The sequence below is a fragment of the Dactylosporangium sp. NPDC051485 genome, assembly GCF_040682015.1.
Lineage (GTDB): Bacteria > Actinomycetota > Actinomycetes > Mycobacteriales > Micromonosporaceae > Dactylosporangium.
This window is the reverse complement of the sequence record NZ_JBFAZW010000065.1, coordinates 48589-60219: the sequence shown is the minus strand read 5'-3', so window position 1 is coordinate 60219 and position 11631 is coordinate 48589. Positions and strand designations below refer to the sequence as shown.

Here is an 11631-nt window from a genome sequence, read left to right as displayed (position 1 = left end):
GGCAGCGCCTGCCCGTAGAAGGCCAGGGCCTGCTGCCGATCCCCGAGCCCGTTGTACACGGCGCCGATATTGCTGAGGGTGGCGGCCTCGCCGGCGCGGTCGCCGACCTCCCGCCGAATGGGCAACGCCTGCCCGTAGAAGGCCAAGGCCCGCTGCCGATCCCCGAGGTTGTCATACACGAGGCCGATGTTGTTGAGGGTGGCGGCCTCGCCGGCACGGTCGCCGACCTCCCGCCGGATGGGCAGCGCCTGCCCGTAGAAGGCCAGGGCCTGCTGCCGATCCCCGAGCCCGTTGTACACGGCGCCGATATTGCTGAGGGTGGCGGCCTCGCCGGCGCGGTCGCCGACCTCCCGCCGAATGGGCAACGCCTGCCCGTAGAAGGCCAAGGCCCGCTGCCGATCCCCGAGCCCGTCATACACGGCGCCGATGCTGCTGAGGGTGACGGCCTCGTTGCCGCGGTCGCCGACCTCGCGATACAGGGCCAGGGCCTGCCCGTAGTCGGCCAGCGCCAACCGCGGCTGTCCGGTGGCGGTCCGGGCCCAGCCGCGGTCGTAGAACGCACCCGCATCCGGGCCAAGCGTCAGCGTGGCGCTGGCCAGCGCCACGACGTCCGCGAACCGGGACGTCCGCAACCACACCCGAGCCACCAGATCCCCGACAGACCGGGCGATCACCGGCTCCCGACCAGCCACCGCCAGCCGATGCACCTCCACCACCCGAGCGAGGGAGGTCATGATGGGGTTCCGGGTGGGGTGGGGTTGGTGAGCCAGATGGTGTTGAGGGAGCGCGCGGCGGCGGCGCAGGCTTGGACGTATTCGTCGTCGGTGATCAGGGGGCGGATGAGGGGACGTAGCACATTGGAGACGAAGTAGCGGGGTTGGCGGGTTTCGGGGTCGCTACCCGCTTCGAGTAGCCCGAGTTGGGTGGCGCGTTCGATGTGCCGGGCGGCGTCGGGGTGGTCGTGGACGGCGTGGACGGTTTCGGCGGGCACGGGGAGTTCGACCACGTTGAGCTTGGCGAGCATCTTCTGCAGTTCGGGGTCTTGGGAACCGAGGAGTTTCGTGGCGAGGATAGTCTCCCGGAATCGGTCGGCTGTGTGTTCGATGGCGGTGATGAGGCCGTCGATGTCGAGGGTGGGATCGGCAACGATCCGGTCGAGCCAGTCGAGCAGGCGGGGGTTGCCGGCTGCGGCTTCGATCGCGCGAGCCCGGATGCTGGGGTCGAGGGGCGAGCCGTAGCGCAGGTTCGGCAGGTTCGCGAGCTTCTTGGCCTGCTCGATGTCGGTAAGGGTTTCCAATGCCTCGGTGGTGATGCGTGTGCCGGCGGGCGTGGGGAACCGGTAGCGGCTGGTGATGATGACCCTGCTCGGGCTGCCCGTGTCACGGATGGCCGTGAGCAGGGCCGGGAGGATGCCGGCCATGTCGGCGGCGAGCACGTGACTGCCGTCGCGTTCGTCGAGGTTGCCGTCCTCGAAGTCGTCGAACACGAACAGGCAGGGTGTCTGCCCGAGCGGTCCGTCCACATCCAGCAGATACCGCAGCCTGACGGCGAGGGCGACCTGGTCGTTGCCGAGCACCTGGTCTGCCTCGGCCTGCTGCTCCATCGTCGGGAACCGGATCTTCGTGGTGAGTTCCCGGAACTTGATTAGGTCGACGCGGCCGTACCAGACGGCGCGCTGGTGGGTGGGCATGCGCTCCAGAAGCCGGGAGGCGAGGCTGCTTTTGCCGAGCCCGCCCATACCGTGCAGGACGAGGGCCTCGACCCCGCCGGTATCGCTGCCGGGGTCGTGTAGGGGTTGTTTGAGGGTGCGCAGGCAGCGTTGGATGACTCGGCGCCGACCGACGAATGCGGCGCGGGCGGCGACCCGGGACAGCTGGGTCTGCGGATCCAGGAATTCCTTGTCGGCGGCCCGGACCTGAATCCGTATCCGCCCTTTGGTGTTGAGGGGCGTGACCAGCGGGGCGAGCGGGGACCGGTCGGCGTAGACGCGCAGCAAGTGCCAGCTGCCACGCTGCTTCATGTACAGGTGCTGGCGAGCCTCGATGACGGCCTGGTCGAGCGCCACCCCGCCGGCGAGCGCCCGGTACAGTTCGGCGGCGAACTCGGTCGCGGAGACGTCACCGACCGGCAGCGCCCACCCCAGCACCGCGGGCGCGCCGGCACGGACCAGGCTTTCGCTCATCGACGGAAGCGCACCCCGGTCAGGGGCGTCGCCGGTGAGACAGCCGGAGACGAAGACCAGCCGGGGCCAGTACCCGGCCATGGCCTGAACGATCTGATCAGCGGTGGCGGTGGCGGGCCCGCCGAACTCGTTCTCCACCACAAAGGTCGGCTGCCCCGTTGCGGTGGTGGCGTGGCCGCTCAGATGCAGCACGTCGAAATATCCCTGGCCGTAGTCGCGGGTGAGGAACCGCAATCCTTCCAGGGTGCCGCTTTCCTCGACGACCAGATCGGTGCCGGTACGAGAGGTCGCGGCGAGGATGGCCGCTTCCTCGGCCTCGTAGTTGAGCACCGGCTCGACACCCTCCGGGGAGGTTGCCATGAACAGCACCCGCAGCGGCCGGTTCCCTGGCGTTATGGAAGCCTGCAGCGCCGCGCCGGTGCCGACGGCCCGGACCGGCAGCAGCGGCGCGGGGCCGGCGACGGTGAGGAACGAGCCGTCCTGGCACAGCAGCTCCCAGGGCAGATGCCGCAGCCGCTGCTCCGCGGTAATGCGCAAGGTGGCTCCGGGCGGCCGGCCCAGCATCGGGGTCATCCACCGCTGATCACCGTCGACGAACGCGGCCAGTTTCGCGCCGAGATCACGCAGCCGCGGCGAGCCGTACACCCGCTGGGCGATCGCGTCCCGGCTGTAGTCACGGTCCACCAGGTCGATCAGCTCGTCGACCGTGGCCCGGTCCAAGCCACGGGTCTGCGGCGCGGTCCCCTCCGTGGACAGGCGCACCTCACAGTAGCTGGAGGTCTGCTCGAAAATCTCAAGCTCGAACGTGTTCAGCTGGCTCACCGATCGTCTCCGGCCGTCAGCGCTGCGGCGTCTCGGCCTGCTGGAAGACAATCTCCAGCTGCTCCTGGCTGATGTCGGACAGGGCGATCGAGGTACCGTCGCTGAACAGGATCTTGACGGTGCCGCCATCCCGGCGGCGGGCATACCACCAGTCCCAGAGCGTCTTGGCCGTACCGACGCCGGAAAACACCAGCCCGATCACGGCGATCACGATCGCAGCGGACCGCTCGACCTCGACCGGCGAGACGCTGTCACCGGGCGCGGCGTTCGCGGTGAGCACGGCGTGCAGCTCCGCGGCCCACTGCGTGGCCTGCGCGCCAGAAACCTCAACTGTGGCAGTACCCATTGCCTAGCCTTCCTGGTCCTGAAGTTGTATGAGGAATGCCCGCATCGCTTGCAGCTCCGGATGTTCCGTTGACTCAGCCAGAGCGATCGCACGGCGCTGGATCTCGACAGCATCATCGGTGCGCGCCATCTGCGCGAACAGCACGGCCATGTTGAAGCTCGCCATCGCCTCAGCACTGCGATCGCCTACGGCGCGGACGAGCTCAAGAACCTCATGCAGCGCATCCACCGCCCCGGCCAGATCACCCTGCTGAAACCTGACGAACCCGATGTTGTTGAGCGTGGCGGCTTCGCCGGTGCGGTCGCCGACCTCCCGCCGGATGGGCAGCGCCTGCTGGTAGTAGGCCAGGGCCTGCTGCCGATCCCCGAGTTTGTCGTACACGGCGCCGATGTTGCTGAGGGTGACGGCCTCGCCGGTGCGGTCGCCGACCTCCCGCACGATGGGCAACGCCTGCCCGTAGAAGGCCAGGGCCTGCCGCCGATCCCCGAGCCCGTCATGCGCGGCGCCGATGTTGCTGAGGGTGAGGGCCTCGCCGGCGCGGTCGCCGACCTCCCGCACGATGGGCAACGCCTGCCCGTAGAAGGCCAGGGCCTGCCGCCGATCCCCGAGCCCGTCGTACACGGCGCCGATGTTGTTGAGGGTGGCGGCCTCGCCGGCGCGGTGGCCGACCTCCCGCCGGATGGGCAGCGCCTGCCCGTAGAAGGCCAGGGCCTGCCGCCGATCCCCGAGCCCGTCGTACACGAGGCCGAGGTTGCTGAGGGTAGCGGCCTCGCCGGCGCGGTCGCCGACCTCCCGCATGATGGGCAGCGCCTGCCCGTAGAAGGCCAGAGCCTGCCGCCGATCCCCGAGCCCGTCGTACACGAGGCCGAGGTTGCTGAGGGTAGCGGCCTCGCCGGCGCGGTCGCCGACCTCCCGCACGATGGACAGCGCCTGCCCGTAGAAGGCCAGGGCCCGCTGCCGATCCCCGAGCCCGTCATATACGGCCCCGATGCTGCTGAGGGTGGCGGCCTCGTTGCTGCGGTCGCCGACCTCGCGACACAGGGCCAGGGCCTGCCCGTAGTCGGCCAGCGCCAACCGAGGGTGTCCGGTGGCTCGCCGGGCCCAGCCGCGGTCGTAGAACGCGCCCGCATCCGAGCCGAGCGTCAGCGTGGCGCTGGCCAGCGCCACGACGTCCGCGAACCGGGACGTCCGCAGCCACACCCGAGCCACCAGATGCCCGACGGACCGGGCGATCACCGGTTCCCGACCAGCCACCGCCAGCCGATGCACCTCCACCGCCCGAGCGAAGGTGACTGCGGGCTGGCCTCGATTGAACGATTCCGGTCCCGCTGCCCCTGCATCGTCCATCAGGCCTAGCGCCTTCCCTGCCTCGGCTCTGCGACCAACGAAAAGCCCCACCCCGACCGCATCCACCCAAGCGGTGCGGCGGCTCGGTGAACCGCGAACGCCGCAGCCATTCACGTTTACACACGCGTCAATATCGAACAATCGCAAACCGGACACACGAACCAGAACACATAGCCCCGCACCACACACCGAACGGCCACCACATTCCTAACCGCCAAACCATTGGGCACAAGGAGAGCAGTCCACGCCATTCAGCGTGAGCGTGCGGCGCCAGTACCGCAGTCGCGCTGGCCGCAGCGGACCGACGCTTGCGCACCGTCACCCAAGCTCGTCGGACCAGAACCCCCATCACAGAGCCGTCGGCTCGACCTTGCGCAGCTCGAAGTGCTGCTGGAACGCTTGCCACTCGTCCTCGGTCGGCTCACGGTATTCCGCGGCCGGGCGGACGGCGCGGCGAGCATCGAGGAACGCCGGTTAGGGTTCGTACGTGGTGATCTTCCGTGAGGTCGGGGTGTGGCCGAATGGCGGCTTCGCCGACCGGCCGTGGTTGCCCGAGCCGGACGAGGACGCCTTCGCCGGCAGCGACGAGGCACCGGCGTCGTGCGGCGCCGAAGACCTGCAGTGGCCCTACGTCTAGCAGACCCTGGAGGCCCGATCAGGGCTGGCCTGATTGAGCGTCGCGGTGCGGGGAAGAGCGGTGCCGTGGACTCCGATGCACGGACCGGCGCGGCGATCGAGGAACACTGGCGGGCGTCGGAGGCCGACGAGGTCGAGGCGGAGCACGCCATCTACGCCGAGGACGCGATCCTGGACTACCCCCAGTCGGGTGAGCGGTTCCGGGGCCGCGCGACGATCGCCGCGCAGCGGGGCGGGCACCCGGCCCACCGGCACTTCACGGTGCTGCGGATCTCCGGCCACGGCCACCTGTGGGTGAGCGAATGCGTCATCACGTACGACGGCGCGCCCACCTACTCGGTGAGCATCATGGAGTTCGCCGGCGAGCAGGTGGTGCACGAGACCCAGTACTTCGCGGACCCGTTCGGCCCGCCGGCGTCGCGGGCCGCGCTCGCGGAGCGGATGCCCGGTTGAAGCGGGGGCGGATGCCCGGTTGAAGCGCAGCGCACCGCTGGCTCGCTTCCGCGCTTCGCGCGACCAGGGGCACAGCCACGACCGGGGCGGACGCCCAGCTGAACCCCGGCGGGGCTGTGGCAGCATGGCCGGATGGGACGACTCGACAGCCAGCGGGAGTACTGGGACACGGCCGGCACGACGAAGACGTTCGGGTACCCAATCGAGCTCGGGTGGCTGGACCAGGTGCCGCGCGACGCGCCCGTCCTCGACTACGGCTGCGGATACGGGCGGCTGACCGCCGAACTGACCGGCCAGGGGTTCACGGCGGTCGAGGGCGTCGACGTCTCCCCCGCCCTGGTCGGCCGCGCCCGCGACGAGCACCCCGGGCTGCGGTTCGCGGTCCTCGACGACCCGCCGCGGCTGCCGCACCCGGACGGCTCGTTCGCCGCGGCGCTGCTGTTCGCCGTGCTCACCTGCGTCCCGGGCGACGACGCCCAGCGGGGCCTGGTGGCCGAGCTTAGCCGGGTGCTGCGGCCCGGCGGGCTGCTCTACGTCAGCGACCTGCCGCTGCAGGACGATGAGCGCAACCGGGAGCGCTACGAGCGCTTCGCCGGCCGGCACGGCACGTACGGCGTGTTCGAGACCGACGACGGCGCCGTGCTGCGCCACCACACGGGCGAGTGGCTGCGCACGCTGTTCGAAGGGTTCGACACGGTCCGGGAGCGGGAGCTCGACGCGCGGACCATGAACGGGCGCCCGGTGCGGGCGGTCCAGCTGCTGCTGCGCACGAGGGTGCGCTGATCGAACAACTCCTTGGACACCGGGCTCACAGCTTGAACACCTTCGCCGGCTGATCCGAGACGAGGCTCGCGATGGTGTCCAGGGCCTCGTCCTCGTCGAGGCGGTGCTCGGCGACGAGCCCGGCCAGGAACCCGGCGTCGAGGCGGCGGGCCATGTCGTGGCGGGCCGGGATGGAGCAGAACGCCCGGGTGTCGTCGATGAACCCGGACAGGCGGCCGAAACCGGCGATCTCGGTGACCGCGGCCTGGAACGCGCGGATGGCGGCCGGATTGTCCAGGAACCACCACGGCGCCCCGGCGTACACCGACGGGTAGAACCCGGCGAGCGGGGCGATCTCGCGCGCGTACACGGCCGGGTCGACGGTGAACAGCACCAGGTGCAGGGCCGGGTGCGTGCCGTAGCGCTGCAGCAGCGGCCGCAGCGCGCGGGTGAACTCGGCGGCGACGGGGATGTCGTGGCCGGTGTCGGGGCCGAAGGCGCGATGGGTGGCGGGGTGGTGGTTGCGGTACACCCCGGGGTGGACGGTCATCACGAGGCCGTCGTCGCACGACATCCGGGCCATCTCCAGCACCATGTGGCGGCGCAACGCGGTCGCCTCGGCGGCGGTCGCCTCCCCGGCCAGCGCGGCGGCGTACACGCGGCCGGCCTCGGCGGGCGTCATGGGCTCGGCGGCGGCGTCGGCGTGCCCGTGGTCGGCGGAGACGGCGCCGTGCGCGGCGAAGTACCGCCGCCGCTGCTCCAGCGCGGCCACGTACCCGGCGTAGTGGCCCGTGTCGGTGTCCGCGGCCGCGCCGAGGCGCCGGATCGCGTCGGGCCAGCCGGGCCGGGCCGGCTCCAGGTACCGGTCCGGCCGGAACGTCGGCACGATCCGGGCGTCCACCTGCGGGTCGGCGGCCAGCGCGGCGTGCGCGGCCAGGTCGTCGGCCGGGTCGTCGGTGGTGGCGAGGAACCGGATGCCGAAGCGGCGCAGCAGAGCCCGCGGCCGGTAGGCGTCCTCGGCCAGCCGCTGCGCGATGTGGTCGTAGAGGGCGTCGGGGTCGCCGGTGCCGGGCCGCTCGGTGACGCCGAAGATGTCGTGCAGCTCGGACGCCAGCCAATACTGCACGGGTGTACCGCGAAAGGCCGGCCAGTGCGCGCAGAACGTCCGCCACACCTCCCGCGCCCGGCGCTCCGGCAGCGGTCCCTCCCCCACGCCGAGCCGATCCAGCGGTACCCCATGGGCGTGCAGGATCCGCGTGACGTAATGGTCGGGCTGGATGAACAGCGCGGCCGGATCGGTGAACGGGGCGTCGTCGCGCAGCATCGCCGGGTCGACGTGGCCGTGCGGGGAGATGATGGGCCGGTCCCGCACCGCCTCGTACAGCCGGCGCGCGATCGGCCGGACCGCCGCGTCGGGCGGCAGCAGCCGGTCGGGGTCGGGTCGCAGAGTCGCCACCCGTGCAGCTTCGACCGGCCGGGGCCCAGGCGCAATCGGTTGCCAGGTGTTGCTATGGTCTGGCAACCGATTGCCGGACCGACGGGGAGCGCGCGTGGCCGACGCGGACGGCGGGCGCAGGTCGCCGACCACCATCTACGACATCGCCCGCGAGCTCGGGGTGAGCCCGTCGACGGTGTCCCGGGCGCTGCACAAGCCGGGCCGTACCAGCGCGAAGACCGAGGCCCGCATCCGGGCCGCCGCGGAGGCGCTCGGCTACCGCATCAACCCGCTCGCCCGGGCGCTGCCGACCGGCCGGACCGGCACGCTGGGGCTGATCCTGTCCGACATCACCAACCCGGTGTGGTTCGAGCTGATCCGCGGCGCGGAGCGGGTCACCGCCGAGCACGGGCGCACCCTGGTCCTGGCCGAGTCGCAGGAGTCGCCGGACCTGGAGCGGCGCACCGCCGAGCGCCTGGTGCCGTCGGTCGACGGGTTCGTGCTCGTCGCCTCCCGGCTGCCCGACGCCGGCATCCGCGCCCTGGCCGCAAGCAAGCCCCTGGTGGTGGTCAACCGGTTGGTGTCCGGCGTCGACTGCCTGGTGCCGGACGTGGCGCCGGGGCTGCGGGCCGCCCTGGACCATCTGGCCGCGGCCGGGCACCGCGCGCTGGCGTTCCTGTCGGGCCCGGCCGCGTCGTGGATGAGCCGGACCCGCTGGGAGATCGCCTTCGAGGAGGCGCCGGCCCGCGGCCTGTCCATTGTGGAGATCGGGCCGGGCGCCCCGACGACCGCGGGCGGGCAGGCCGCGCTGCGGCGGGTCCTGGCCAGTGGGGCCAGCGCCGTGCTGGCCTACAACGACCTGATGGCGATCGGGCTGCTGCGGGCCTGCCGGGACGCCGGCGTTGCGGTGCCCGGCCGGCTGAGCATCGTCGGCTTCGACGACATCTTCGGCTCCGACTTCACCTCGCCGCCGATCGCCACGATCCGTTCGCCGCTGGGGGCGCTGGGCGGCGACGCGGTCCGGCGCCTCATCGGCGCGCGGGACGCCTCGCCGCCGCTGGCCACCGAGTTCGTGCCCCGCGGCTCCACCGCCCCGCCGGGGTACGGGCCCTGAATCGTCACCTTGCTATATGCCAGGTTGTCTCATAGTCTCCTAACATGACTATTCAAGGCGCGGTGCTGCGCGCGCCGAGCTATTTCGTGCTGGCCGCGCTCCTCGACGGCCCGCTGCACGGCTACGTCATCATCAAGCGGGTCGAGGCGCTCTCCGACGAGGCGGTGCGACTCGCGGCCGGCTCGCTCTACGCGGTGCTCGACCGGCTGGCCGAGGCCGGGCTGGTCGAGGTGGTCAGCGAGGAGATCGTCAACGGCCGGGCGCGCCGCTACTACGCGCTGACCCCGGACGGCGAGGACACCGTGCGGGCGGAGGCCGCCCGGCTCGCCGCCGCCGCGGACATCGTGACCAACCAGGCACTGCGCCGGCGCGTGCTCGGCACGACCGCGGTGCGGCCGGCATGAGCGACCCCCTCGCCCGGCGCTACGGGCTCTTGCTGCTGGCCTACCCGTCCGAGTACCGCGAACGGCGCGGCGACGAACTGCTCGGCACCGTGCTCGACGACGCGTCGCCGCAGCAGCGCTGGCCGAGCGGGCGCGAGGCGGTGAGCATCGTGGCGCAAGGGTTGCGCGCGCGGCTCGGCGCCGCCCGGTGCCGCACGCCCGGCGCGGTGTGGTCCGAGGGCCTGCAGATGGGTGCGCTGCTGCTGCTCGGCTTCGCGGTCGCCGGGCCCGTCGACGATCTCTTCCAGGGCGCGGGGTGGTCGGTCCGGACGGGCATCGTGGTGCTCCTCGCGCTGGCCGGAATCGTCGCGACGCTGCGGGCCCGGTGGATCGTCGCGCTGGCACTGACGGCCGCGGGCCTGACCGTGCTCCTGCTGGATCGGTGGCTGTCGTGGTGGTTCGGCGCGGCCGTGGTGGCGCTCGCCGTGCTGGCCGTCCGGTTCCGCTCGGCGCGCCGGGCGCGCTCGGCGGAGTGGCTGCTGGTGGCGCCCGCGGCGGTGGCGGTGGCGCAGCTGCCGGATCGGGTGGCGTTGCCGGTGGGCGTGGCGGTCATCGCGGGCTTCGTGCTCGTGTGCCTGATCGGGGTGGCGCTCGACCCGCGGATACCGATCGCGGGCGCCTGGCTGCTGGTGGCCATCGCGTTGGACAACACCGCCGGCTTCCGGCTGTACGGTGACATCCCGGACTCGGACACGCGGTTCGTCGTGCATCCGGCCCCGGTGTCCTACGTCCTGCTCGCCATGGTCGCCGGGCTGTTCCTCGCCGGCCATGTCAGGAGCCGTCAGCTGACCCGGCTGTAGTGGCTGCCTCACCAGTCGTGGACGGTGCCGTCGGCGAGCCTGTTGAAGGGCAGGTACGCCTGCGCGTACGGGTACTTGCCGGCCTCGTCGAGGTCCAGGTCCACCCCGATGCCGGGCTGCTCGCCGGGGTGCAGCAGCCCGTTGTCCCAGGTGAACGTCTGGCGGAACACGGCGTTGGTCTTCGCGCCGTGCGGCATGTACTCCTGGATGCCGAAGTTGTGGATGGCCAGCCCGAGGTGCAGGGCGGCGGCCATGCCGACCGGCGAGATGTCGGTCGGGCCGTGCATCCCGGACTTGATCTGGTACTGCGCGGCGAAGTCGAGGACCCGGCGCAGGTGCGTGATCCCGCCGGTGTGCGTGACCGCGGAACGCACGTAGTCGATGAGCTGCTCGCGGATGATCTGCTGGTAGTCCCACACCGTGTTGAAGACCTCCCCGATCGCGAGCGGGGTGACGGTGTGCCGGCGGACCAGCCGCAGCGCCTCCTGGTTCTCCGCGGGCGTGCAGTCCTCGAGCCAGAACAGGTCGTACGGTTCGAGGGACCGGCCGAGCCGGGCCGCCTGGATCGGGGTGAGCCGGTGGTGGGCGTCGTGCAGCAGCGGCAGCTGCGGCCCGAACTCGTTGCGGACCGCCTCGAACACGGTCGGCAGGTGCCGCAGGTAGGAACGGGTGTCCCAGTCCTCCTCGGTCGGCAGGGCGCCGCGCTGGGCGGGCTCGTGGTCGTAGCGGACCCCGGCGTTGGCCTCGAACCGGGCGTTGGAGGCGATGCCGTAGATGTTGTCGAGCCCGGGCACCCCGGACTGGATGCGGATGGCCCGGAACCCCTGCTCCTGGTGCTCCCGGACGCTGTCGAACAGCTCCGGCAGCTCCTTGCCGGAGGCGTGGCCGTAGGCGAGCAGCCCGCTGCGGCAGGCCCCGCCGAGCAGCTGGTACAGCGGCATCCCGGCCGCCTTGGCCTTGATGTCCCACAGCGCCACGTCGACGGCGGCGATCGCGGCCATGGTGACCGGGCCCCGCCGCCAGTAGGCGCTGCGGTACAGGAACTGCCAGGTGTCCTCGATCCGCGCGGCGTCGCGGCCGAGCAGCAGCGGGACCACGTGGTCGCGCAGGTAGCTCACCACCGCCAGCTCCCGCCCGTTGAGGGTGGCGTCGCCGAGCCCGGTGAGCCCGTCGTCGGTCGTGAGCTTGAGCGTGACGAAGTTGCGGTCCGGACTGGTGACGATGACTTCGGCCCGCTCGATAATCATGCCGTCATCTGACCGTCTCCGTCCCGGCGTGTCAACCGGTTGCC

Annotated in this window: 12 protein-coding genes; 6 read left to right on the top strand and 6 right to left on the bottom strand. The window is 71.7% G+C overall.

Annotated elements, in window-relative coordinates; translation table 11 throughout:
- The 4 genes from AB0M46_RS31530 to AB0M46_RS31515 all read right to left on the bottom strand — a co-directional run.
- A partial coding sequence (locus AB0M46_RS31530) for a tetratricopeptide repeat protein (RefSeq protein ID WP_363341926.1) occupies nt 1–734 on the bottom strand: 734 nt, incomplete at its 3' end.
- On the bottom strand, nt 731–3133 hold the full coding sequence (locus AB0M46_RS31525) for a CHAT domain-containing protein (RefSeq protein ID WP_363341943.1): 2403 nt from the start codon (nt 3131–3133) through the stop codon (nt 731–733). The genes AB0M46_RS31525 and AB0M46_RS31530, both read right to left, overlap by 4 nt.
- The gene (locus tag AB0M46_RS31520) at nt 3021–3350 is read right to left on the bottom strand and encodes a hypothetical protein (protein ID WP_363341924.1); all 330 of its coding nucleotides are present in this window, start codon (nt 3348–3350) and stop codon (nt 3021–3023) included. The genes AB0M46_RS31525 and AB0M46_RS31520 overlap by 113 nt, the downstream gene beginning before the upstream one ends.
- 3 nt (nt 3351–3353) lie before the next feature.
- Nucleotides 3354–4838: a tetratricopeptide repeat protein gene (locus tag AB0M46_RS31515; protein ID WP_363341922.1), complete on the bottom strand. Its 1485-nt coding sequence runs from the start codon at nt 4836–4838 to the stop codon at nt 3354–3356.
- Nucleotides 4839–5184: 346 nt separating this feature from the next.
- Between AB0M46_RS31515 and AB0M46_RS31510 the strand changes: the two genes are divergently transcribed.
- From AB0M46_RS31510 to AB0M46_RS31500, 3 genes are all read left to right on the top strand, one after another.
- Nucleotides 5185–5334: a hypothetical protein gene (locus AB0M46_RS31510; protein WP_363341920.1), complete on the top strand. Its 150-nt coding sequence runs from the start codon at nt 5185–5187 to the stop codon at nt 5332–5334.
- Between the two features lie 65 nt (nt 5335–5399).
- Nucleotides 5400–5786, top strand: coding sequence for a nuclear transport factor 2 family protein (locus AB0M46_RS31505; protein WP_363341918.1), 387 nt, complete (start codon nt 5400–5402; stop codon nt 5784–5786).
- Nucleotides 5787–5918: 132 nt separating this feature from the next.
- A complete protein-coding gene (locus AB0M46_RS31500) occupies nt 5919–6569 on the top strand; it encodes a class I SAM-dependent methyltransferase (protein WP_363341916.1) in 651 nt (216 codons plus the stop codon).
- Between the two features lie 25 nt (nt 6570–6594).
- Here AB0M46_RS31500 and uxaC read toward each other — a convergent pair whose 3' ends face one another.
- The gene (gene uxaC, locus AB0M46_RS31495; protein WP_363341914.1) at nt 6595–8004 is read right to left on the bottom strand and encodes a glucuronate isomerase; all 1410 of its coding nucleotides are present in this window, start codon (nt 8002–8004) and stop codon (nt 6595–6597) included.
- Nucleotides 8005–8098: 94 nt separating this feature from the next.
- On the opposite strand from uxaC, the gene AB0M46_RS31490 reads away from it, so the two are divergent.
- The 3 genes from AB0M46_RS31490 to AB0M46_RS31480 are packed head-to-tail and all read left to right on the top strand — an operon-like array spanning nt 8099 to nt 10340.
- A complete protein-coding gene (locus AB0M46_RS31490; protein WP_363341912.1) occupies nt 8099–9097 on the top strand; it encodes a LacI family DNA-binding transcriptional regulator in 999 nt (332 codons plus the stop codon).
- A 44-nt stretch (nt 9098–9141) separates the two neighbouring features.
- Nucleotides 9142–9501 (top strand): PadR family transcriptional regulator, encoded by a 360-nt coding sequence (locus AB0M46_RS31485; protein ID WP_363341910.1) that lies wholly within the window; start codon nt 9142–9144, stop codon nt 9499–9501.
- Nucleotides 9498–10340, top strand: coding sequence for a hypothetical protein (locus tag AB0M46_RS31480; RefSeq protein ID WP_363341908.1), 843 nt, complete (start codon nt 9498–9500; stop codon nt 10338–10340). The genes AB0M46_RS31485 and AB0M46_RS31480 overlap by 4 nt, the downstream gene beginning before the upstream one ends.
- An 8-nt stretch (nt 10341–10348) precedes the next feature.
- Here AB0M46_RS31480 and manD read toward each other — a convergent pair whose 3' ends face one another.
- On the bottom strand, nt 10349–11587 hold the full coding sequence (gene manD, locus AB0M46_RS31475; RefSeq protein WP_363341906.1) for a D-mannonate dehydratase ManD: 1239 nt from the start codon (nt 11585–11587) through the stop codon (nt 10349–10351).
- Nucleotides 11588–11631: the final 44 nt, after the last annotated feature.